The organism is Saprospiraceae bacterium, assembly GCA_016713025.1.
Classification (GTDB): Bacteria; Bacteroidota; Bacteroidia; order Chitinophagales; family Saprospiraceae; genus OLB9.
On the sequence record JADJPZ010000004.1, the window covers coordinates 2,463,331 to 2,487,570 of the forward strand.

The following is a 24,240-nucleotide window of genomic DNA, read 5'->3' on the forward strand; positions in this document are numbered from 1 at the left end:
CACTTAATTTGGTGTTTAAATTATTGTTCTATTACATTCTCACTACATGTATAAAGATACAAGTACATCTTTAGGTTGGCACAAAGATATTACATATTATTATAATATAAAACATTTTTTATACTTTTTTTTAAAAACTAATGCATAAATGTTTTCTTTGATTACATTTATAAATTTATAATTGTTTTTATTCGCAAAAGATGTCTTGAAGAATCGATTTCAGCATCAGTCAAAAGTCAAATTCGATTCATTTAATGGTATTGCAAAACTTGTCAAGCTTTAGCATGATTCAATGGCAAGTGGTGTAATCTTGTTGATATTGAAAATGGCAACACATTTAACTGATGTGGAAGTGTAAAAAATCTGAGTGTGATGCTTAGAAAATAACACCACTGATCGGCGCAGTGTCTAACTCTGGTAAAGCAGATAGGCTCATAGACCGTAAGACAGACTTCGACAAAGTCAAATATTACCGTTGCCAAAAGTCTTACATGTTTATTCTTTTGGCAAAGAATAAACATGTAAGACTTTGGGGATAATATATATCGGTCTCGTGAACATTTATCTACCCGCTATGGGGTAGACAAGTCATACCCAATTTCGGGCAGAAACTTGCGCTAGCAGGAGGGCAATACCATTTTTTTAGAAATTGTAGTTTGCGCATTAAAAATGCTTAAAATATTGCATCGCAGTTACAAACTGCGACGATCGAGGTTACAGTATAACTCATAATTGACCAAACAATTCTTTCTTATACTCTTCATCCAATACTCTTCGTTGATTTGATTTACTCGCTTCCAATACCATTTTCACAAACTCCGGATCGTAGGGTTTTTCCTTTTTAGTTTTTGTTTTAAAACTAATATTCATTTCTTTCAAAAATGCTTTGATGACTTCTAAGGTTTTGCCTTCTGTTTCTATGATTATCGTTTCCATGGTGATAAAAATTTTCTATTTAAAAATATTTACAAAATTACCATTTTTTTTAAAAAAACATACCCAAAAGTTAGTATTTCTCCACCGATCGGTTTTTAATGGGCTTCCAAATTTATTTGGATGTATAGTGAAAAATTGCATTCAGTGGGTATTAGTCATTAAACCCAAATTGTCCATTAGACTTTGAGTGAGAGAAAACGACACAAAATAGTTGTGAAGCACGGTATTTTTGACCCGCAGATGTAGCCTTAGCTACATTGAGGACGCAAAACTGAGTACTAAAACAAATATGAAGTGTAATTTTTTCGTAATAAATTTCTAATGGACATTTTGGGTTAAAGCACAAGTTACATTTATCTGCCCAATTTCGGGCAGAAACTTGCGCTAGCAGGGGGGCAATACCATTTTTTTAGAAATTGTAGTTTGCGCATTAAAAATGCTTAAAATATTGCATCGCAGTTACAAACTGCGACGATCGAGGTATGTGTGTTACCGGTCAGAGACCGTAGGATACTTTCCGTCAAAGTCAAATAAGACTTTGACAAACGGGGAGTCATTTCCCTTGCAGTCGGTCGACTTTCCAGCGTCCCATTGCTTACATCATTCTAAAAAAGCGATTTGATTTAAGCACAATTCAATAAATTGGCAGTTTTAATGTTTCGAAAACTGACTGTGTCATCATTCTGCAATTAAGCAATTCTGTGATATATTAAGCAGTTTTTTTTTTTTGCTTAAGGGTCACTTCGTGCTCCTCAGTCAAAAAAAAAGAACCCTCACTCTTTTGTGAAGGCCCCTCTTTATGAAAGCGTTATTCTTTGTTTAATGTGCTGATGTGGCGATGTGATAATGTGGCGATGTGCTGATGTGGCAATGTGCTGATGTGGCGATGTGATAATGTGACAATTTGCTAATGTGATAATGTGCTGATGTTCCAATGTACAAATGCGATGAACTGAACTTGCCGAAGTGTGTCAAATTGATGATGTGACAAATTGTTACGATTTTGAAGACTTGAAGAAACTATTTGACTATAACAGGCGTTTAATTTTGTGTTAAAAAAATATCTTTTAATTCAATGGTATAAGTAGCCAGAAATTCAAAAATTAAATTGAACACCTAAAACTTAAATATGGAAAACATATTAGATAGAATCACGATCAATGATAAAATTTGTAATGGTAAACCTACTATTAGAGGTAAACGCATCACAGTGCAAACGATATTAGAGTTTTTGCAAGCTGGTGAATCAAAAGAGGAAATATTACGCCAATTCCCAACTCTAGAATTACAAGATTTAGATGCATGTTTAAAATTTGCAATTGATCTTATGAATCGACGGTATGTGATTAAAGCTAATGTATGAAGAAATTTTTCATTGATGCAAATTTACCTTATTACTTTTCTATTTGGAATAGTGAGGAATACATTCATGTTATTGACATCAATGACGAATGGGAAGATGATAGAATTTGGGAATATGCAAAGAAAAATTCTTTGACTATTGTAACAAAAGATAGTGATTTTTCTGAAAGAATAATATTAAACATTCCGCCACCACGAGTTATTCATATTAAATTTGGAAACGTAAAAATGAAACAATTTTATCTATTGATTGTAAGTCGATGGGATGAAATTTGTAAGCTTAGTATAGATTACAAACTAGTTAATGTTTTTCATGATAGAATTGAAGGAATAGATTAATGATTGACAAAATAAGCATACATTCTGTTTTGTCCGATCGGTCGGGTATGCACAAAAAAAAAGAACCCTCACTCTTTTGTGAAGGTCCCTCTTTATGAAAGCGTTATTCTTTGTTTAATGTGCTGATGTGGCAATGTGCTGATGTGGCGATGTGTCAATGTGCTAATTCGCTAATTTGACAATGCGGTAATGTGAAAATGGTTTAATTAACTAACTAGCACAATCAGTTAATTAGCACATTAACTAATTATCGCATTAGCACATTAGCCAGATGTCCCAGAGCGAAACAATTGATTTGACAAGTTATATTTCTTTATAGACTCAAGATTTTCAGTAAACTTGATAATCTCCATAGCAAACTCAAAACTCAAATCCAATATTGCATTTTCCTTATCCATATACGATAAATTAAACATTAAAAAATTTAAACATCATTCAATTATCTCATTACCCCATAAGCACATCAGCACATTATCTAATTGTTATTAATCTGTATCGTCGCCGTACCACATTTTGGTGTCGGACATTCAACTGGTGGGTTTCCCGGAGTACAATTGCCTGGATCTACTATCTGGAAAGTCCTCGTACATCCAGGTGTGGCACTATCTGTCACTGTGATGGTAAATGTTGCTCCACCTCCCGCTGTACCTGCACCAAGTGTGAACTGAGTAATTCCATAAGGTACATTTGCATTCGGTGTGATCGTCGTACCACCATTGATGGTAACGTTATATCCTGTGAGTGATAGATTGGTGTTTGTCACTTGAGCACTGAATCTGATTCTATTATCTGTGATTAATGCCGGAGTACCATTATCAAGACATTCTAGATTTTGGGGTACGATCGCATTGATGTTACAACAGTTCATTGGGGTATCCAATGTAATGTTGCAGACTCCTGCACAACCTGTCGTCGTATTGGTCACCGTTACAGTATAGGTACCTCCTGTCAATCCTGTGCGATTTGCAGTTGCAGGTCCGCTATCGCTCCATGCATAACTGTAGGTGCCTGCAGGACTTGGTGTGACTGTCACGGATCCTCCTGTGAGATTGGCACAAGTAGGTTGGCTATTTGGAGCTATGGTACACGTTGGATTGACCGTATTATTGCCTACTATTGCCTGACATGTTGCTGTACACCCTGGAAGAAAATCATCAGTTACTGTCACCGTATATGTACCAGGTATTTTGCCAGAGATAGATGATGTAGTCTCACCGCTACTCCAAAGATAAGTGATGGCACCTTGACCGCCCGTGACATTGACACTTGCTGATCCGTTCAGTGGTGTACAGGTAGTCTGTGGAATAGGTGTGCAAGTAACGTTCAGATTACATGCATTGCACGTAGGTGCATCATACATATCTGAATCACTACACGATGTAGTAGTCTGAAATGATGCGGTCACAGTATTATTCATTGATCCATTAGCTGGCAACGTAAATACTGCACAAACAGGTGGTAAAATTCCTCCGGATACATTGATCGTCTGAGTCTGACCGCCGGCAGTGACAATGATATTTTCTCCAGCAGGCGGTACGGACCAATTAACTTCTACGTCCAAAACAAAATTTGTACCATCACATGATCCAGCATATACATTTGTTATATCAAGATAACACTGATTGGGATTACATGGTAATTTTGGTTTTAAACTTCTTTGATCGCAGCAATTACTTCCACCAGTAAAACAGGCGTTTATAGTAAAAACTGTATTGTTTGCCGGAATCGTAAAGGTCACAAAAGCCATTTGCTGTGCTCCGCCTACCACATTGATCACTTGTGTCACACCATTCAGTGTAACGTTTATATTTTGTCCCGCAGGTGCATGGGCCCATGTCACATAAGCATTGACCACTACTTCAGAGCTTGTACCATTCCAACTACAAGGACTTACAGATACAAAGCTGATCTTAACATCGCAGTCAGGAGATAAATACAATCCTAAGTCCCAGGTACGGTCATCCTCAGCAGCATCAATTCTGGTGACAGGCATGATGATCCCATCAGAATCCAACGCATCGTCTCCTCCTTGATCAGTAGATGTCACTACATATCCAGCTGGTGGATAAAACACTGCGTAATAATCAGATGGTATCAAATTGGGAAATAAATATCTTCCATTCAGGTCCGTCACCGTAAAGCCAACTAATACATCTGTCAAAGGATCAGAAATACCGTCTCCATTGTCTCTATACAATTCGACAACTACTCCAGAAACACCTGTACCTACTTCGTCCTGAATACCGTTTTGATTGGTATCAATCCATACATAGTCGCCATAAACCCCTGGTACAGCTGGAGTCACCTGTATCCCCACTTTGATGGGTTCAGCTGGTAACAATGACTGGTTATTATCCGTTCGCGTTGCTCTAAATCCAAATGAATTCCATGCGATCTCCCCATTGGAAGGCGCATCTACAGGTGCTCTCATCGGCCAATTCAGGATGAAGGAATCCAAGGGATTGATGATGATATTGCCAAAGTCAAATTTTAGTGATTGCACACTCGTGATATCTGGCAGTGGTGCCAGTGTCCAGTTAGCAGGTGTACATCCTGTAGGAAATGGTGATGGGTCTGTCGGTGCCTTCATCTCATCTCTACATGGGTTTTGTGCAGTGGAATAGTAAACCGTAACACCCGCTGGTGCTATGATCGGATTGGCCAAATTGGGACGCCAGGCTGTATTCCTTACACTAAGGTCTATGACACCCATATCTCCTACAAAGGGTAGTATATCTACTATCTCTATATCCTTCATGGGTACATTACCTGTGTTTTTAACCACCAACCTATAATCGGCCAAACCTCCGTGTACTGTCTGTCCAAAAGCCGGATATCGCGAATAACCTGCATCCAACTGCCCTCTCACCCACTTGATGGATTCCATGGAAGCAGATGTGGCTATAGTGAAATTACAACAACAAAACGATGTATTGGAACTTGTAAAAGATTCAGTTGTATTACCATCTCCATCCCAATCCTGTGTGTCAACAAATGTTCTTGGACTATTGCCAACAGGAGCATGAACTGAAGCATTAGAAGCGGTGGCATAAAACTGCCCGGCATAAGCTGTACCTGGTGTTAACTCAGAAGTAACTACAGTATTGACAGACACAGTGAATTGAGTACCATAAGCCAAGATACTACCCGAAGGAAACGTCCACTTGTACATATCATAAACAAGGCCGCTTATCGTGACATAATCGGGTAAGATGGATAAGGTGGGCGTTGGCAGTCCTGAAGTACCGACAGTAAACGTTTCTGAACCGGGCACATATTGAAAACCTGATGGCACCAACATTGCTGCGGTGGGTTGTATCGCATCCGCAAAACCTGGATTTGCAGCTGCTGTTCCAGTAAATCTTACGTTCGATCCAATCGGACGTGGCGTAGGACACTCTGGATCATGTCTTGAACTATAGTCCAAACCAGAAGTGGTTGGTCTTGGTTTAAGAGTAATATTGCTATTGCATGTGGTCCTATCTGCTACGGCAGGAATACCACTCGTCGTACTATTCCAAACCAAACAATTGGTTACCGTTTCATCAGCTGTCACTTCTGTTTTGGGCTCAAAGTATAATATTTGGTATCCACCCAGTGTTGTATTAGGAGGGAAAGGTGATTTCATTACAAATTTAATTACGGTAAAATATTGTCCCGCCGGTAAGAGTGGTACCACCTCCAGCCCAGTGATAGGGTAAGAAGTCCAAGCAGCATTAAGATTTGTTTGGTACTCTACATGATCTAACAGTGCTTTATCATCAAATCTGACGCCACGATATGGTGCACTTTGCTTTATAATTACATTGCTTGGTATCGTCTCTATGATATCGACATTCTCTAAGGGTACGTTGCCAGTATTTGCAAATCCAAAATTGTAGCTATACCCTTGTCCAGGATATACTGTGCCACCTCCAGTCTTTGCAATTGTGGCTGAGATAGAAGGAGCAGTCAAAGTCGTGGTCTCAATCAAATCAGTCACACACGTGCCACCGATGTTGTCTCCATTATTGAGTGTGGATGGGCTACCTCCAAAGGGGGTATAAGCAATGGTTGCTGTATTCGTCACAATGCTTCCCGCACTAAATGGTGGATTATCATATCGCACCGTAATGTTTACAGCAAAAGTTTTTGCCTCCCAGGTGGTTCCATTATTTCCATGTAATATCAAGTCGGGGACATTAGCGGTTACGACACCACCACTTTCTGTTCCTGTACCAACGATTGCGTTGGTCCTATCATGAACAGTTGCACTTATAAAAGTAGCTCCAGAAGGGAGTACATCTGTCAAAACAATATTTTCTGCCCTTAGTGTACCCAACGGTATTCCACTGTAGATTCCATCATAAAATACGCCAACCCTATAGGTAGTAGGATATCCTATTGCTCCACCATTGAGCAGTGTCTTCGTTGCACAGATCCGGGGTATAGCTGTGGAATTGATACAAAAGTTCTTCACTCCCGAAGTATTTCCGCTACCATCTGTGATTTCTGCAGTGGTACATACATTGGTATTATTGGGCGTGGTAAGGTTGTTGACAATAGCACAGAACTCCAAAACTCCCGCAGAACCCGAAGATAAAGGACTGATAAAGTTAATAGTCAGTTTTTTACTACCTGGTGTGTTCGAAAAAATGAAATTGCTAACGGGAGCATGTCCCGTACCTACAAAATCTCTAACTCCTACTATCCAGTCAGGAAGATTGATCTCTGCCTTTACACCAGTAGCATTTCCTGTGGTACTGGATATGGCATAATCCAATTGCATACAAAATTTATCACCTGATTGGATGGTAGTAAGATTGTTTTTCTCGGAGTACACCAAATTGATAGTGACTTGACTATACGCTTGATTTCCTATGCCTAAGACAATCAAACAAGAGAATAAAAATAATTTTAAAAATGATTTTGCTTTCATAAAAATGTAATATTTAAATAAATAAATAAATAAATGACACCACCTAAATGTGTGCTTTTATTGTCGTTCTATTACATTCTTATATTATGTACAAATGCGCTATGTACATCTTAGGTTGGCACAAAGATATTACATATTATTATAATATAAAACATTTTTTATACTTTTTTTTAAAAACTAATGCATAAATGTTTTCTTTGATTACATTTATAATTGTTTTTATTCGCAAAGGATGTCTTGAAGAATCGATTTCAGCATCAGTCAAAAGTCAAATTCGATTCATTTAATGGTATTGCAAAACTTGTCAAGCTTTAGCATGATTCAATGGCAAGTGGTGTAATCTTGTTGATATTGAAAATGGCAACACCTTTAACTGATGTGGTAGTGATGTTATGCTAAACGGCGATGTTATGTCTGAGTACGTAGTTACGCATAAGGTGAGATCGCTTTCAGGCATCTCACCGATTTCTTAGTATGTGAATTTCAAAAACCGTTGTAAAACCCGATGTGATGCCTTGAAGTCATCCTATCAGACCAGAGTCATGCTCCCAGATGATGTCATCCACCTTTCTTTGTGTACTACTGAAGTTGATGCCGGTGTGATGCATTGGTTTGCCAGTGTCTCTAAACCTTTCTGTGTAGCCTCTGCTTTTGATTTGGTCTATCGCATCTTGTGCTGACTGATCGAGTTTGAACTCCATGCAGTAGATTTGATCTTCGTAGATCACTATGGCATCTGCCCTACCCTGTTGGGTATGTACTTCGCTAAAGATATAGACATTCAACAGAGAAAATAACAGATGTACGATGGCATGATAATATTGTTCGTTTTCTCGCTGCCATAGATCATAAGGTATCTGGGCAAAGGCCTGATTGATACTCATCTTTAGCAATTCAGCATCCTGATTAATCAAAGACTCTAAAAGTGATTCCAAAATATTGCTGGATGAATAACTATTGGAACCAATGTATTGATCAGCAAGGTTTCTCAGATATGATTCTCTCACTTCTTGATTGGGAAAAGTCAATTTGTAGTTTCTTAAAATTGGATTTTCGCTTTTGATGGTTAAGTAACCCGTTTGAAACAAGATGGGTATGATTTTTAGATTTTCTATATCAAAATTACCAAGATCGTCTTGGTTGATGCTTATCTCCTCAAATTTGTACAGATGTTGCTCCCGACACATCTTCATCAGGAAGGTAGGTGTGCCGGTAGTGTACCAAAAATTTTGATATTTACCATGATTTACAAAAAAACTAAGTAAAGAAAATGGGTTATAAACCGTAGCACCGCCCACATCCCATTTGTATCCGTTGTACCAAGATCTGATCTTTTCCCTGTCGTACATTTCAAGTTCATCATTAAAGTTTTCTTCTAATTCCTTTTGGCTTATCCCACAGATTTCATTGTATGCAGTGGCCAAAGATAAGTCTGTCAGATTGTTTAAATCTGAAAAAATGCTCACTTTGCTAAACTTACTCACGCCTGTGATAAACACCAACTTGAGATATGGGTCTGCATCTTTCAGTACACTATAAAAACTCTTCAGGATGTCTCTGTTCTCCAGTGCTTTGTGCAGATTATCTTTATCCAGGTAGTCTATCAATGGTTTGTCATATTCGTCTATAAGGATGACGACGTTTTTATTGTATTTATTTTGGAGCTCTTTGATGAGCTCTTCAAACTTTTCTTTTGTCTTCTCTGTCTTAAGCTCGATATCATAATATGCCGCTATGTAGTGCAACCTCTTTTTGATTGATTCATTCAATTGATTGTTTTCGTAAGCTAAAGTATTAAAAGAAAAACTTATAATAGGATATACCTCAAATGACCATTTGTCATAAATATACATACCTTTGAACAACTCCTGCTTACCTAAAAATATAGTCTCCAACATGCTGACAAATAAAGATTTGCCAAATCTTCGTGGACGAGACAGAAAATAATATTTATTGGTCGTGATAAGTCTATGGGCATGCATGGTCTTGTCTACATACACCCTACCCTCATTTATAATACCTTGAAAATCTTGTTGACCGAGTGGATAAAGTCGTTGTTGCATGTGACAAAAATTTGTGCAAAGATAGATTATAATTTAATTATTGTGAAAATGTGAGGATGTGTTGATGTGAAATGTTTTGATGTGCGGATTTGGTGATTTGATGATTTGTGGCAAATTTTGACATTCTTAAATTAGCGTATCAATGAAGGGCATGCTTGATATTGGAGTATCAATATGTGAACTTAAAATTTATTTTATATGAGCCAATAATATTTAGATAACCACATAATTGGTTTTCTGGTTCTATATAAGCAACTTCTTCTTCCATTCCTGAATAATTTTTTCGAACACTATGACTGTGGATTTATCCATAGATTTTGAAAGATCTTCATAATTTTTAACTGTCAGATGTTCATTTTTTTTATACATTTCCAATTCGTAACAAATCAGATTCAGGTAGCCATAATATTTTGTAATCATTTCATCAGAGTGTATTAATGTCTGTATGTCCTGGATATTCACATTTTTGTAAGAAAGGTCTTTATTAAAATTTCCCAAAAGATGGAGAGATGCTATCTCTTCATTTTGTGCAGGTCCGGGTATAGTGAGTCTTTCATATTTCTTCCTATCTGTGTAGTACATTCCGGTCTTATCCGGCAAGGTTGTGGCTAAAAAGTAAGCAATTGAAAACAATCCTGCCATAAAAAATCCCGCGCCCCATAATCCACTCATCATGTATGAAGCGACAAAACAAGCAACGCCAAAACCAAATGAAACAACAGGTCCGGCTATAGCTATATGTGCCATTTTTACTCCATTTTCAGGATCTGAATCGACTGGTGACGACGCAGTTGCTCCACCGAAAAGTCCTATATTTTTATTTAAACCCACTTTTATTTTCCCATCTATCCGCTTAATCTCAAGAAAACCAATGACAAACATCTCAAACCTAAATCCATGATAGGTAGCCACTATTAAATGCCCTAATTCATGAACAGCAAGAGAAACAAAAGCACTGATAAATAACAGAATGATTAAGTGAATCAGTGAATAATTATTTTCTTTAAGAATGTCTAAACTGCTTAATTTTTCTTTAAGGACATCTAAGCTTCCCAGCTTTGTACCAAGAAAAAAAATGCCGATACCAATTGATATAGCAAATAATACTTTAAATATTTTTATAATATGTTTCATTTATTTACTTAATAAAATTAATTTCTCAACAAGTCTATTTTTTCGATATCCTGATGCAGATTTTTAGTATTCAGATTTTGAATTTATCAATTAATATGTAGTTCATATCATTGATCAACTCTTCACCCTTTTCTGTTCTGCTTCTGTGCCGCCGGTCTGTCTCAATCGCACAGTCTGTCCTTTGGAAAACCTCCATGAAAAGGACAAAGTAGCGACCCGACTATCAAGATAGCTAAACCAGTTGGCGTTGGCATTGGCAATATTTCTGATGTCACCTTCGATCTGATTGGTATAAAATATATCGCTCACATTGAATTTAAGGCTTCCCTTTTCTTTAAGAATTTTGGTGGATAGTCCAGCTCTGACACTATAAATAGGCTGGATGATAAACTGTCCCATCAACACGGTAGATTGATAGTTTCCTGCCAACTCAGCACTCCATCTCTTGTTGATGATAAATTGATTGACAGGGCTTATGACTGTATACCACCTGGAATCATCCAGAAATTCTGTATAGACCTGGCTGACAAATTCATTTTTAAGTCGGGCAGCATACAACTGCAGCGTCCACCATTTGGTAAGTTTTTGACTTCCATTTATAGAAATACCAAAAGCGATTTGTTTGGCGAAGTTCCCGGGTCTGCTGTAATAAATGGTGCCACGTTGTTCATTGGTCTCAAAGATGACATCATCGGCTCTGCTGTATGTCAGGGTAGTTGTTAAAAAATTCTTGTAAGTGTATGTCATATCTACATTGTAAGCAAAGGTAGGCACTAAAAAAGGATTGCCACCATAATAGGTAAATCTGTCCATAGGGTATGAAAATGGATTTAAATCTTTATAAGCAGGCCGATCCACTCTCCTTCCGAGAGACAAACCAAAGACATGATTACTCAGGGAGTCCATCCTGTATTGCAGAAAAAAAGTTGGAAACAGGCTGGTATAACTATTTTTAAAACTAGAGTCCTTTACTACTTCATTGCCCAATTGATTACCATCAATATTGGTATTTTCGGCCCTTAATCCCAACTGAAAAGAAATCTTACTAAAATCTGCTGAATAATTGATATATGCTGCATTGATATTTTCATCATATAAAAATTGATTTGAAAACTCGTTATTGATCCTTCGCTGACCACTCACAACATCATAAAATTGAGCTTTATTATCAGCAGAAACAATACTCGATTTCAATCCGGCTTCAGCTCTTCCATTTTTTAAAGTTTTAAGGTAATCTAATTTTATACTCTTAATTTTCAGGTCGGTAGGTAAGTCAGATGCCAATATCGAAACGGATTGAAGCATTTTTTGCGGGTTCAATATCTTATTGGTCAGGACTTGATCAATCTTGTTGTCATACTCTATATAATCGAGATTTAAAGTCAATTCTGATTTATCTTTGAATTTTATACCTGCATTTCCATTGATAAAATAATTATTGAATTGGATACTGGTAGGATTGTCAGCATCTACATATGAAGTCACGTTTTGTTTACCATCAGTGACTGTGGCAGCATTGGTTAGATTTCTTTCAGAATCTGTGAGAAGTCCACCAGTTGAAAATCCCAAAGTCAATTTATCATTGACATAAAAATCCAGGCCAATTTTTGCATTAGCATTCTTCCCAATCGGAGTAATCAAAGTCTTTTGGATAAATGAAGACGTTGCTTTCTTCTCGCCATCAAAATAATTGCGTTCAATAGTCAGATCCTGATAGGACTTATTGTAGTTGGCACTCACATTGCTAAAAAAATTGAACTTACCTACTCTGTAGTTGAGATTTGCGCTGTTATTGGAACGGGAATGACGGCCTTGCCCAAAAGATAGATTTACACCACCATTCCACCCAGTAGCTACATTTTTCTTGAGACGTATATTGATGACTCCTGCATTTCCTGCGGCATCATATTTGGCTGGAGGATTGGTCATAATTTCAATACTTGCTATGGATGAAGAGGGAATTGACCTCAGATAATTGGCCAAATCTGCACCGGTAAGGTAGCTTGGCTTATCATCTATAAACACCATAACACCGCTTTTGCCACGAATTGAAATATTTCCGTTCATATCCACTGACACTCCGGGAGACCTCTCCATGAGCTCCAGTCCTGTGATACCAGCATTGCTGATCAACGCCTCAGGGTTTATTACTACACGGTCTATTTTTTGTATTGCAAATGTTTTTGATGCACTAACCGTGATTTCATTCACTTTTACGGAAGATATCTCAAGGATGATCTCTCCTATGTCATAATGAGAATTATTTCCAAAAACTATTTCTTTCGAGACGTCTTCATATCCCAGATAACTTACTGCCATCACAATGGTATCAGATGATGAAAACATCATCTCAAAGCTACCATTTTGTTCAGAAAAATCACCTTTGATGAGGTCATTATTTTTATTATTTTTCACGGAAATACTGGCCCCAACCAATGCCTGATCATTTCCTCTTACGTATCCCTTGAGTGTGCGGATGCTTTGCCCTTGGACATTTTGGAAAACCAATAAACAAGTGATTAAACCTAAAATAATTTTCAGTAATGATGCTTTAAACATAAGAATAGGAAATAATGGTGACGGATTAATTGACCAAAGTCTGGAGATATTGTCCTGTGAGATAGCCTGCTTTAACTATCATAATAAGTAAATAAACAATGAAAAGACCCAAACTGAACTTTACAAATGGGTGACTACTTTTTAAAAATTCTTTAGCATCAATCATTTAATTTGCTTTTAAAAGTGATGACACAAAGATACTTCGTTAATAAAATATTGATTTGTCAATTCTTGCTTATGTGTTTATAAAAAACTGCACAAATTCATATTTTCTTCCTCTCTACCCTCATTCTGAATAGCCTGTCAAGCTACTCTTGAGACGACCCACCCAAATTCAACCATGTTTTTATCAGTTATTTAAAAGAACACTGAAAACGTGCAGTTTGTTATATACACCTTGCTTATTGAGCCCCATAAATTATGTTAGGCATATAATAGGTCGGATCTTGATTGTGTATTGTGAATACCATTTTTTAAATTTTTGTTTTACCATTTTACGCAACAACGTGTATTTATGCTGTTTGTGATTATATTTGCAACTTTGTTATCAATATCTTAAAACAATAATATATTTGCACTTCAATTTAGAAATTTGAGAGCATTTGTACTCATTTCGATAGCCTTAATCTTCTTGCTTCAGCCAGCAAGCAAAATGATTATTGCTATTCAATTTTACATCAATCAAGAGCAAATAGCACAGATCATGTGTGTCAACAGAAACAAACCAGAAGTGCTCTGTAATGGTAAATGTGTACTTACTTCGTTGCTTAAAAAATCTGATCAATCAGAAAAACAACAGATTCCGTCTTCTCAAAAAGACAAATTCGATCATTGGATAGTGAGTTTTCCTTCTGTCCAAGTACTAGAAAATAGAGTACACGTTTTTAAAAAAGAGAATACTTTAAAATTTAACTACTCACATATCATTGGCTCAGCCCATCTTAAAGAAGTCGTCCATCCTCCGGAACAGGCTTAAAACATTATTTCAACACATATTAAGTGATGATGTGCATTTCAGGTAGATGATCTATTTGGAAGATGACAAATTTCAATTACATGTATTTGCAACTAGTCATCTAGTAGTTAGCAGAAAATATTCTGCAAAAATGTTTAAATCATAATGTTTTGTAAATTAAATAATTATGATATTAAATTTGGCATTCAATTTTCTGTTTTGTATATTTTACTTCTTGGATGATATTTCATTTTAATTTTGAAAATACGGAGAGCCAAAAAGCTTATGGCATGGCTAATCTCCGTGTTGGGATTACAAGCGATCATTTTGATATTTCGGTATGGGCACGAAATATAAATGATGTAAGATATATGGCATGGGGTACATTTGGGAGTTATATGTTGGGTAGTCCCAGGATGTTGGGAGTGAGTTTGGCTTTTAAATTGTGATTTTTTAACTTTTTAAACATTAATATAATGAGATCTAAATTTTTTCTTTTGGCGATTTTGAGTCTTTTTGCGGTTGCCTCTTGTCACGATCATGGTGATGAAAATGATAAAAATGCACCAGTTTTGACCATCGAAAAGCCTGCTGAGAATACAGTAGTAACAGGCGAAGTGCATATCCATGGTAAAGTGACTGATCAAAGTCTCCATGAGCTGGAGATCAAAGTCACAAAGGATAGCGACGGCTCTCAACTTTTTAAAGCTACACCTACTGTTCATGACAAAACTGAGTATTCTTTTGATGAACATTTTACCCCATCAGGATTGACAGGTGAGACTGCCGTCACATTGACCATCAAAGTAGAAGATCATAGTGACAATGTGACAACAAAAACAGTTAAATTTAAAGCAAAATCTTAAATAATCTATCCTGAGGGTAAAGCGAAGTATTTATCATCAGGATTTTTCTTTTAAGCGCATTACATTTTTATAAATTCTATTTAATAATGACCAAATTTCAATTTCAAAAACAAGCCAGAAAATGGCATCGGTATCTTGGCCTGATCCTAGGAATTCAATTCCTGTTCTGGACCATAGGTGGATTGTATTTCAGCTGGACAAGTATCGAGACCATTCGGGGAGAAGACATCAAAAATGAAAAGCCTTCATTGATTATCCCAACAGGTGGTCGTAGCTTGTCAACACTGACAGATAGTCTTCAGTCTGTCAAACAGGGATTAATGATAGATCAAATTCAACTTGTTGACATCCTGGGCGAAGCCCATTATCAGGTGCATATTAAAAAACCTGAACTCAAGGTATTGCTTTTTAATGCCCATTCATTAGCTCCGCGCAAGGAAATCAATGAAAAAGAAGCCATTGAACTGGCGCAAAAAAGTTTAAAAAACCCTTCCAAACTTTTGAAAACCGAATATCTTACAACTACACACGGACACCATGAATATCGTGAAAAACCACTTCCTGCTTACGCAATTACCTTTGATAAACCCAATAATACAACCGTTTACGTATCTCCAAATTTGGGTTCAGTACAGTCATTTAGAAACGATAAATGGCGAATCTTTGACTTCTTATGGATGATGCATACTATGGATTATCAGGAACGCGATGACTTTAACAATTGGCTTTTAAGACTTTTTTCCATATTCGGACTTGTGACATTGCTCTCAGGTTTTACACTTTTTTTCTTAACAACTAAATTTCAGACGAAAAAATGAAAAACATCATTTCTTTATTATTAGTAAGTGTTTTTATCTTTTCATGTAGCGACAAAAAAGATGACAAAAATCCTTTACCAAAGATAGAAGAACTATCAGCCCAGGATTCACTATTGAAAACACAACTGCCCGATTCGATCACAAACGAAGACCACTCCATGATTATGGATTTGATATTGGGAAAACCAAAAACCCAAATAAAATCCATCGGTATTCTGGTCTATGAGGGAGTCAATGATCTTGATTTTATGGGACCCAAATATGTGCTTAGTCAGACAGGTGTAAGGGCACAGCTGATAGGTATTAGGCCAGGGCCATTTAAAACGGTGATGGGTACTCAGATCATTCCTGATGTTGTGATGGATTCAGTACATCAATTGGATATTTTGGTTATACCAGGAGGTTTCAAAGGAACCATCGAAGCTGCTTACGACACCAAAATATTGGATTGGATCAAAAAAATAGACCAAAACTCTATATACACATCTTCCGTGTGTACCGGTGGATGGATTCTCGGGGCAACAGGACTTTTGAAAGGGAAAAAAGCATCGACCAATTGGTATCGAGAAGAAGAATTTTTGAAAAAATATGGTGCCATTCAGGGAGATGACCGTTACACAAAAGATGGCAAATACTGGACAAGTGCAGGTGTGACAGCAGGAATGGATATGGCCATAGCTATCATCCAAGACAATTGGGGCGAAAAGTATGCTCAAGGAGTTATGCTCGACATGGAGTACGATCCCGCCCCACCTATACAAGGAGGCACACCCGAAAAAACAGGTTGGCTCGTGCGGTGGATGATGAAAGCCATGTATGATGCCGGTGTCAATCCTATTGTTGACAGTCTTGAACAAGTTAAAAAAGCCAAAAAGTAATTTTTAATTTTAAATCATAAAAAATGGAACGAAAATTTATCAATTATTATGCCATCGCAGTGGGACTATTTTTACTTTGGATGGTATTGAGAAATCAAATTTGGAGCAATGAAAGTTTATTGCCTGGCGACCTGGTGATGATATATGCTAGGGACAGTGGTTTTTATTTCTTGCTGCTCAGGATTGTATTTCTTACCTTCTCACTCTGGGCATCATTTTTATTGTGGACCAAAGGGAAATCTATATTTATGTGGCTTACCGCTACAGCTTATTCCTTTATTTTATTGCTTGATACATTTATTTTGGGAGCAAAGTATCTGGAATTCAAATTAGTAAACGAAACATGGGAAGCAGCTTATCCAATGTCCATGTTTGTGGAATTTGGTGAGGCGATATTTCAGCTATTCTTTACCGGTTTTGTGGTTTGGTTGATTAAAGACAGCAGAAAAAAGCGACTTGCAAGACAGCAAAACTTGTATAGTTATCCTAGTGAAATGGGCATACTATAATTCTTCAGGGCTTTGAATTAATTTTTATAATTATTCTTTCGAAGCTCCGTAAAAAGTGTAAAATCATAGTCAGATTTTTTATCTTTTGGGGAGGCCGATGCCAAGGCCTTCTCCTTTTTATTTCAAAGATGTACCAGTTTGAAAGCTAGATTGCATTTATAACCCATTTCCAGTCGACATCTGAATCGATAATTGATAAATCTATGTTTGATCGAGTTTTGTAAAACCAATAATTAAATAGTGGAATAATTTAATACAAAACATTACGTCACTTTTATGAATTAGATGTATATTTGCAACGTTGTTGCATTTAAGTGTAAATTCAACTCAAAATTCAATAATATGATATCAGCAAATACGACACAAAAAAAACTGCCTGTAACAGTATTAAGTGGCTTTCTAGGAGCAGGAAAAACAACTTTATTGAATCACATTTTGCATAACAAGGAAGGCTTGAAAGTGGCTGTCATCGTTAATGATATGAGTGAAGTAAATGTTGATGCAAGATTGGTCGAAAATGAAAACACTCTATCACGCACAGAAGAAAAATTGGTGGAAATGAGCAATGGTTGTATCTGTTGTACACTGCGTGAAGATCTCATGGTCGAAGTAGAAAAACTGGCAAACGAAGGCAGATTTGACTATTTACTGATCGAAAGTACCGGTATTAGCGAACCTGTTCCTGTGGCGCAGACCTTTAGTTTTGTGAGTGAAGATGGCAATATCGATCTATCAAAATTCAGTTATATAGATACAATGGTGACGGTAGTGGATTGCTATAATTTTTTTAAGGATTTTGGCACCAATGAATTATTAGTGGACAGAGCACTTACGGATATGGAGGGCGATTACAGGACGATAGTCAATCTGCTAACGGATCAAATAGAATTTGCCAATGTAATTATTTTGAATAAAACCGACTTGGTAGATGCAAAGACTGTCGGTCTTTTAAAAGCATCGATTCATAAACTAAATCCTGGTGCAAAGATCGTGTCATCATCTTTTGGCAAAATAGCCCCAAAAGAAATTTTGCATACCGGACTTTTCAATTTTGAAGAAGCCGAGTCATCAGCCGGATGGCAAAAAGAACTGGAAGGTGGTGCTCACGTACCGGAAACAGAAGAATACGGTATCTCATCCTTTGTATTTCGCAATCAAAAGGCTTTTCACCCTGCAAGATTCTGGAAGTATCTGAATGACAGTTACCCGAGTTCAGTGATCAGGGCAAAAGGATTATTCTGGCTGGCATCACGGCCAGATGATGCTATCAATTTTAGTCAGGCAGGTGGTTCATCACGACTCGAACGTGCGGGTGTTTGGTGGTGCAGCATGCCATATAGCGAGAGAATAGAATATCCTTCATTTGTACATAATAAGCATTATATCGAAGCCAAATGGCACAAGACTTGGGGAGACCGCATGAATGAGATCGTATTTATCGGACAAGATATGGACAAGGAAAAAATGATAGCAGATCTCGAAAATTGTTTGTTAGATGATAGTGAGATATCTCAGTTTGAAAACCAAATAACATTTATAGACCCATTTCCGCAGGATATTTAAATTCGGAAAATCAATCATCATAAAAAGAAAAAGAACATAGACATCACATTAATGCCTACCTGAGATAAGATTCTAATTCGAGACAGAGACATCAATGAAACCCAAATCGATGAGATGAAATTCATATCAATCTAAAATAAACATTTTTCAATTCTTTAAACGAGACAAACAAAACTGATTTTTCGGATTTCAGTATTTATGAAAATAGATATGAAGGATACAAACCAAAATACCTCTTAAATGCCTTGCTAAAAGTATAAATATCTGAATATCCCACAGCAAGACCAATATCCTGAACCAAACCAGCCCTTTTATTTAACAGTTGTCTGGCTTTTTCCATTCTGAGTTTCACCTGATATTGATAAGGGGCATAACCAAATACCTGTTTAAACATACGCGAAAAATGAAAATCAGACATGGTAGCCACTTTAGCTAACTCCTTGACTTTTAAATCTGTATTATAGTTAGCTTCCAAGTATTCTTTTGCCCAAAGTAGTCTTTTTACAATATCTTTTTTTGTTTCTTTTTTTGCATTGTTTAGCTTACTTAGGTATATTAATTGTGGTTTTTGGTCAAGAACAAAAGCTTCTCCAAATTCGAAAAACAAGTTTTCATTATTTTCATCACCAAATGGCTTATTGCCTTGATGTTTTTGCTTTAAAGAAAATAATTTCTGACTCAAATGACTATTTCCTAAGGTAAAAACTTCAAATATCTCTTCCGATAAAATGGCAACTCCTCCGGATTCTTCTCCTTCAAAATATCTGCAATCTTTCAAGGATGCTTCAATTTTACCAATGAGATGGTATGAAATATTAAGGCAAGTACCATTAACATTAAAATTACTCTCAATGCCAACACTTCCATCTAATGGTTGATTGGAAATAAAACATTCATTGGCTTTCAAAGTGATTTTTTTATTGTTCAGCACATAATTCTCAACACCAGCAGAAACATATTTTATACTAATACCTTCGGATTGGATAGGTTTATAAAATTGCTTTAGCTCTGAAAACACCAGTGTATTATTATGATACACTAATTTTTCCGGTACAGATTCACTGTTTAAATGACTGAACTGGGTAAAAGACATTTTAATTTATTAAAGACACTCAAATCTATGGAAACAAGCTGAAATGATACTAAAATTTATACCAATAGTCTAAAAATGTCGATTAATAATTATAAAAAATAAGGATTAAATTGTTTCTCCATTTTTACCCATGCTTGCCCTATTATCCTAAAGGGAATCCGCCCACTTTTTGCACTTTCTTTTGTCCACTCTCCTTTCTCCATTCTCCATTCTCCTTCCTGCAATCTCCATTCTTCCATTCTCCTTTCTCCTTTCTCCATTCTCCTTCTTCCATTCTCCTTTCTCCTTTCTCCTTTCTCCGTTCTCCTTTCTCCATTCTCCTTTCTCCTTTCTCCTTTCTACATCACTCCGTTCTCCCTTCTCCCTTCTTCCATTCTCCATTCTCCTTTCTCCTTTCTACATTCTCCTTTTTACCCATGCTTGCCCTATTATCCCTATAGGAAATCCGCACTCTTTGTGCACTTTCCATTCTCCTTTCTCCTTTCTCCGTTCTCCCTTCTCCATTCTCCTTTCTCCATCATTCCGACCTCAGCGACTTTACCGGATTCATGAGTGCTGCTTTGATAGACTGAAAACTGACGGTTATTAAGGCTAAAATCATTGTAGAAAAACCAGCAGCCAAAAATGCCCACCATGGAATATCGATTCGGAAAGAAAATTCATTCAACCATTGATTGATATAATACCAAGCCAAAGGCGCTGCTATGACAAAAGCGATGAGCACTAATTTCAGAAAACTATAAGAAAGTAAACGCATAATGCCTGGTACAGTAGCTCCAAGTGTTTTGCGAACACCTATCTCCTTCTTTCGCCTCTCAGCGGTAAATGCTGCCAATCCAAATAATCCTAAGCAAGCAATCAAAATAGCTACAATAGAAAAAAACATGATAATATTAGAAGTTTTTGCGTCATTGGCATATAGTTTACCGACGGCATCATTCAAAAAAGTATATTCAAATGTAGCGTTTGGTAATTTTTTTGCAAATTCAGATTTAATTATACTCATATTATCACTCAAAACTCCACCTTCCATCCTGATCAAAAGATTTGGTCTGCCTTCTGAAGGATTATTATGAAACGCATAGGCTCCTATAGGCTTTCGGAAATCTTCAAAATGAAAATCTTCCACTACGCCAACGATTTTTGCTCTATTCCAACTAAAAAGATTGTAAGCTGTCTTTCCTATCGCTTCTTCGGGAGAGTATCCATAAAATTTAATCGCCGATTGGTTTAACACCACTTGCACGTTTGTATCACTTTGTGATGTCCTTGCCGGAAATGTAGTACCTGCCAAAAGTTTCATACCCATCGTTTCGAATATTTCAGGAGTTGTGTGATTGGTATTTATTGAACTGCTTTTGTCAGGATCTTCCTTGCGGGATAAAGCCCTCAAACTTGAAGACTCACCAGGAAGTGCCTGAGCTCTTGAAACACTCTTTACAAAGTACTTGCTTTTTAACTCTCCAATCAATCCATCGATTTGCTCTCTGTTTTCAGCACCTGCAGTGGATACACTGACAATTTGTTCTGTGTCATAACCCAAATTTTTGGATTGCATATACCGAAGCTGACTATTGAATACCATAGTGCAAATGATCAGGATTATAGATGCTGTAAATTGAAGCACAACTAAACTTTTTCTTATATTTTCGGTAGAAAGTGCCGTATTTTCCTTCTTCCCAAATAGTGAAAGCGGAGAAAATGAAGTGAGCATTAATGCTGGATATGACCCTGCCAAAAATGACAAAACTATAGCAGAAATCAAAATACTAGCTACAAATCGGCCATTCAAAAGGTCTGTCCATGAGATGTTAGACTCAGCAATGGTATTAAATAATGGTAATGCTGCACATAAAAACAAAAAACCCACTAAAACAGATATAAACACCATCAAAAATGACTCAGAATAGAATCTCTTTATTAAACTCCACCTTGTGGCTCCCATCACTTTACTTAATCCTACTTCTTTTTGGCTTTTTTGAGATTGTGATGTAGCAAGATTCATATAATTGATACACGCTATAAATAAAATGGCAAGTGCCAGAGCTATCAAAATTTTTACTTGATTGGCATCTCCGATACGTGTGGTGCTAGAGCTTTCTATATGTGAAGAATAAAGATGAACATTACTTAGTGGCTGTAACCAAAATTTAAACCATTGGTCGTCTTTAGGTACGTTTTTATCAAGTACGTCGCTAAATTTTTTATCCAATGCCTGAAGGTCTGTATTAGGATTTAATAGAAAATAGGTCTCAAAACTGGCATTGCTCCATGTAAGGTTTTTTGATGCCCATTCCATAGTGTTGAAAGATCCCAATATTTCTGCATCCAAAGTAGAATTACTTGGTAAATCCTCAAATATGCCACTAACATTGACTGTATATTCATGGTCTATTTTCAAACTCTGCCCTATAGCCTCCTGATTACCAAAATACTTTTGAGCTGTAGTCTTGCTAAGAATAACAGTATTAGGCGCATCAAGTATGTTGGATTGATTGCCAGACAAAAGCTTAATGTCAAAAACTTTAAAAATATCGTTATCAACCCAATATAATTTTTTTTCAGTAAACTTATCATTCTTTGTATTGACTAAGGCTGGTGTCCCGAATGAATGACTTAAAATCCTGGCATAAGCTTTTATTTCAGGTATTTCTTTAGCCATGGTTGGCCCTACACTATTTGGCACAGAAGCCCATTCATAGCTTTTACCATCAAATGTTGCTGTCTGCCCAACTCTAACTATGTTCTCATAGTTGCTATTGAATTTATTGAAGGATAATTCTTGTTTAATAAACAGCAGTAAAAACAGGAAAATAGTCAGCCCAATAGCCAACCCAAAAATATTGAGACCAGAATAAATACCATTCTTTTTTAGATTTCTCCAGAGGCTGTAAAATATTTTGTGTAAACAAAACTTCAAAGAATTATGGCTGAATCAAATTATCCTCAAAGATAATTAAAATTTCATTATGAGTAATATGCCAGTTATGAATTGGCATTGTCCATTTAACTTGAATTTGCTGAATAGCAAGATATACAGATTTCAAGGCTGCCTGATCATTTGGAAAAAGTGTTTTGGTTTTGGTAAATTTTCTGATGGCTCTGTTGAGGCCTTCAATGGTATTAGTGGTATACATAATTTTACGAATGTTAGTAGGATACTGAAACATGGGAGATAGATTTGACCAGTTTGCTTCCCAACTTTTAATGGCATAGGCATATTTAGACCCCCATTTTGCTTTAAAAGCTTCAAAAGCAATGAGAGCAGTTTCCATATTTAAAGCGGCATAAACAGTTTTTAAATCAGCCAGGAAGGCCCTTCTATCTTTCCATGGGACAAACTTCATAGAGTTTCTGATTTGATGAACGATACAAAGCTGGGATACGGTATCGGGGAAAGCAGTTTGAATGGCCTGAGTGAATCCTGTAAGATTGTCAGTGCATGCAATGAGCATCTTTTTAACGCCCCTGTCTTTGAGCTCATTTAAGACAGAAAGCCAAAACGCGGCAGACTCGTTGGCGCTCATCCAGATGCCCAAAACTTCTTTGATCCCATTGGTTTTCAGTCCTATAACGATATAAATACTCTTGTTGATGATTTTATTATCCTGCCGGATTTTAAAACAAATACAATCCATCCAAACGATGTAATAAGTATTATCCAAAGGTCTGTTTTGCCATTCCTGGATAGCCGGAATCATTTTGTTTGTAATATCTGAAACAAAGGTTTTAGAAACGTCTAAGCCATAAATTTCCTGAATTTGAGCTGTTATGTCATCGGTGCTCATACCTCTGCTGTAAAGAGATGTAATGACAGATTCTACTTTCTCAGTGGTAGTTTGGCCCTTGGGAACAATGATAGGCTCAAATTCACCGTTACGATCCCGTGGAATATCCAACTCTACCTGTCCTTGTGTAGTGCGTATCTTTTTCTTATAAGACCCATTCCGGGAATTACCTGAATTAATCCCATCGGGCGAGTGTTTTGAATAGCCTAAATGATGACTTAGTTCAGCTTTTAAAAGTTCTTGAATGCCATCTTTGTAAAGACCATTCATAACATTGTCAAAATCATTAAGAGACTTGACATCCTGAAGAAATTCAGAGAGATTAAGATTAAATTTGTTACTTTGCATAACTATTAAATTTGTTAGGTTAAAAAATGTGTCTGTACTTGGTCGCACAAACATATTAAAAAATTTTCCATCTGTGGGGGGTACCCCCCACAGATGGAAGCCTAACTCCTT

At 36.7% G+C, this 24,240-nt stretch carries 19 protein-coding genes; 9 read left to right on the forward strand and 10 right to left on the reverse strand.

All coding sequences use genetic code 11. From position 1 onward, the window contains the following. Positions 1-726 precede the first annotated feature (726 nt). Positions 727-936, reverse strand: a complete 210-nt coding sequence (locus tag IPK35_16755) for a hypothetical protein (GenBank protein MBK8054867.1) — start codon at positions 934-936, stop codon at positions 727-729. Between the two features lie 1,129 nt (positions 937-2,065). Here IPK35_16755 and IPK35_16760 point away from each other — a divergent pair. Continuing rightward, positions 2,066-2,299, forward strand: coding sequence for a DUF433 domain-containing protein (locus IPK35_16760; GenBank protein MBK8054868.1), 234 nt, complete (start codon positions 2,066-2,068; stop codon positions 2,297-2,299). Continuing rightward, positions 2,296-2,637 carry a DUF5615 family PIN-like protein gene (locus tag IPK35_16765; protein MBK8054869.1) on the forward strand — a complete coding sequence of 114 codons (342 nt, stop codon included), beginning with the start codon at positions 2,296-2,298 and terminating at the stop codon, positions 2,635-2,637. Before IPK35_16760 ends, IPK35_16765 begins: the two co-directional genes overlap by 4 nt. A gap of 263 nt (positions 2,638-2,900) precedes the next feature. Here the strand turns inward: IPK35_16765 and IPK35_16770 are convergent, their stop codons facing one another. From IPK35_16770 to IPK35_16790, 5 genes are all read right to left on the reverse strand, one after another. After that, positions 2,901-3,035, reverse strand: a complete 135-nt coding sequence (locus tag IPK35_16770; GenBank protein MBK8054870.1) for a four helix bundle protein — start codon at positions 3,033-3,035, stop codon at positions 2,901-2,903. A gap of 77 nt (positions 3,036-3,112) precedes the next feature. Then, positions 3,113-7,555, reverse strand: coding sequence for a hypothetical protein (locus tag IPK35_16775; GenBank protein MBK8054871.1), 4,443 nt, complete (start codon positions 7,553-7,555; stop codon positions 3,113-3,115). Positions 7,556-8,076: 521 nt separating this feature from the next. Continuing rightward, positions 8,077-9,618, reverse strand: coding sequence for an ATP-binding protein (locus tag IPK35_16780; protein ID MBK8054872.1), 1,542 nt, complete (start codon positions 9,616-9,618; stop codon positions 8,077-8,079). Between the two features lie 243 nt (positions 9,619-9,861). Further along, complete coding sequence (locus IPK35_16785) at positions 9,862-10,752, reverse strand: M50 family metallopeptidase (protein MBK8054873.1); 891 nt, start codon at positions 10,750-10,752, stop codon at positions 9,862-9,864. A 114-nt stretch (positions 10,753-10,866) separates the two neighbouring features. Next, complete coding sequence (locus tag IPK35_16790; protein MBK8054874.1) at positions 10,867-13,311, reverse strand: TonB-dependent receptor family protein; 2,445 nt, start codon at positions 13,309-13,311, stop codon at positions 10,867-10,869. Between the two features lie 592 nt (positions 13,312-13,903). Between IPK35_16790 and IPK35_16795 the strand changes: the two genes are divergently transcribed. From IPK35_16795 to IPK35_16825, 7 genes are all read left to right on the forward strand, one after another. After that, positions 13,904-14,287 (forward strand): hypothetical protein, encoded by a 384-nt coding sequence (locus IPK35_16795; protein MBK8054875.1) that lies wholly within the window; start codon positions 13,904-13,906, stop codon positions 14,285-14,287. 269 nt (positions 14,288-14,556) lie between these two features. Beyond that, positions 14,557-14,715, forward strand: coding sequence for a hypothetical protein (locus IPK35_16800; protein ID MBK8054876.1), 159 nt, complete (start codon positions 14,557-14,559; stop codon positions 14,713-14,715). A 27-nt stretch (positions 14,716-14,742) separates the two neighbouring features. Beyond that, a complete protein-coding gene (locus IPK35_16805; protein ID MBK8054877.1) occupies positions 14,743-15,132 on the forward strand; it encodes a hypothetical protein in 390 nt (129 codons plus the stop codon). Positions 15,133-15,218: 86 nt separating this feature from the next. Beyond that, a complete protein-coding gene (locus IPK35_16810) occupies positions 15,219-15,950 on the forward strand; it encodes a PepSY domain-containing protein (protein MBK8054878.1) in 732 nt (243 codons plus the stop codon). Beyond that, positions 15,947-16,828 carry a DJ-1/PfpI family protein gene (locus IPK35_16815; GenBank protein MBK8054879.1) on the forward strand — a complete coding sequence of 294 codons (882 nt, stop codon included), beginning with the start codon at positions 15,947-15,949 and terminating at the stop codon, positions 16,826-16,828. Before IPK35_16810 ends, IPK35_16815 begins: the two co-directional genes overlap by 4 nt. 23 nt (positions 16,829-16,851) lie before the next feature. Beyond that, complete coding sequence (locus IPK35_16820) at positions 16,852-17,337, forward strand: hypothetical protein (GenBank protein MBK8054880.1); 486 nt, start codon at positions 16,852-16,854, stop codon at positions 17,335-17,337. Positions 17,338-17,679: 342 nt separating this feature from the next. After that, the gene (locus IPK35_16825; protein ID MBK8054881.1) at positions 17,680-18,900 is read left to right on the forward strand and encodes a GTP-binding protein; all 1,221 of its coding nucleotides are present in this window, start codon (positions 17,680-17,682) and stop codon (positions 18,898-18,900) included. 196 nt (positions 18,901-19,096) lie between these two features. On the opposite strand, the gene IPK35_16830 is transcribed toward IPK35_16825, so the two are convergent. The 4 genes from IPK35_16830 to IPK35_16845 all read right to left on the reverse strand — a co-directional run bounded on the left by IPK35_16830 (position 19,097) and on the right by IPK35_16845 (position 24,129). Then, positions 19,097-19,993 carry a helix-turn-helix transcriptional regulator gene (locus IPK35_16830; protein ID MBK8054882.1) on the reverse strand — a complete coding sequence of 299 codons (897 nt, stop codon included), beginning with the start codon at positions 19,991-19,993 and terminating at the stop codon, positions 19,097-19,099. 147 nt (positions 19,994-20,140) lie between these two features. Then, positions 20,141-20,374 (reverse strand): hypothetical protein, encoded by a 234-nt coding sequence (locus tag IPK35_16835; GenBank protein ID MBK8054883.1) that lies wholly within the window; start codon positions 20,372-20,374, stop codon positions 20,141-20,143. 136 nt (positions 20,375-20,510) lie between these two features. Next, on the reverse strand, positions 20,511-22,913 hold the full coding sequence (locus IPK35_16840) for an ABC transporter permease (protein ID MBK8054884.1): 2,403 nt from the start codon (positions 22,911-22,913) through the stop codon (positions 20,511-20,513). 4 nt (positions 22,914-22,917) lie between these two features. Continuing rightward, positions 22,918-24,129: an IS256 family transposase gene (locus IPK35_16845; protein ID MBK8054885.1), complete on the reverse strand. Its 1,212-nt coding sequence runs from the start codon at positions 24,127-24,129 to the stop codon at positions 22,918-22,920. Positions 24,130-24,240: the final 111 nt, after the last annotated feature.

Coding starts and splice junctions, on each gene's coding strand:
- IPK35_16785 (MBK8054873.1), bottom strand. CDS start 10,752: ATGAAACATATTATAAAAATATTTAAAGTATTATTTGCTATATCAATT.
- IPK35_16830 (MBK8054882.1), bottom strand. CDS start 19,993: ATGTCTTTTACCCAGTTCAGTCATTTAAACAGTGAATCTGTACCGGAA.
- IPK35_16780 (MBK8054872.1), bottom strand. CDS start 9,618: ATGCAACAACGACTTTATCCACTCGGTCAACAAGATTTTCAAGGTATT.
- IPK35_16825 (MBK8054881.1), top strand. CDS start 17,680: ATGATATCAGCAAATACGACACAAAAAAAACTGCCTGTAACAGTATTA.
- IPK35_16800 (MBK8054876.1), top strand. CDS start 14,557: ATGGCTAATCTCCGTGTTGGGATTACAAGCGATCATTTTGATATTTCG.
- IPK35_16815 (MBK8054879.1), top strand. CDS start 15,947: ATGAAAAACATCATTTCTTTATTATTAGTAAGTGTTTTTATCTTTTCA.
- IPK35_16790 (MBK8054874.1), bottom strand. CDS start 13,311: ATGTTTAAAGCATCATTACTGAAAATTATTTTAGGTTTAATCACTTGT.
- IPK35_16775 (MBK8054871.1), bottom strand. CDS start 7,555: ATGAAAGCAAAATCATTTTTAAAATTATTTTTATTCTCTTGTTTGATT.
- IPK35_16810 (MBK8054878.1), top strand. CDS start 15,219: ATGACCAAATTTCAATTTCAAAAACAAGCCAGAAAATGGCATCGGTAT.
- IPK35_16835 (MBK8054883.1), bottom strand. CDS start 20,374: ATGGAGAATGGAAGAAGGGAGAAGGGAGAACGGAGTGATGTAGAAAGG.
- IPK35_16755 (MBK8054867.1), bottom strand. CDS start 936: ATGGAAACGATAATCATAGAAACAGAAGGCAAAACCTTAGAAGTCATC.
- IPK35_16765 (MBK8054869.1), top strand. CDS start 2,296: ATGAAGAAATTTTTCATTGATGCAAATTTACCTTATTACTTTTCTATT.
- IPK35_16820 (MBK8054880.1), top strand. CDS start 16,852: ATGGAACGAAAATTTATCAATTATTATGCCATCGCAGTGGGACTATTT.
- IPK35_16760 (MBK8054868.1), top strand. CDS start 2,066: ATGGAAAACATATTAGATAGAATCACGATCAATGATAAAATTTGTAAT.
- IPK35_16805 (MBK8054877.1), top strand. CDS start 14,743: ATGAGATCTAAATTTTTTCTTTTGGCGATTTTGAGTCTTTTTGCGGTT.
- IPK35_16845 (MBK8054885.1), bottom strand. CDS start 24,129: ATGCAAAGTAACAAATTTAATCTTAATCTCTCTGAATTTCTTCAGGAT.
- IPK35_16770 (MBK8054870.1), bottom strand. CDS start 3,035: ATGGATAAGGAAAATGCAATATTGGATTTGAGTTTTGAGTTTGCTATG.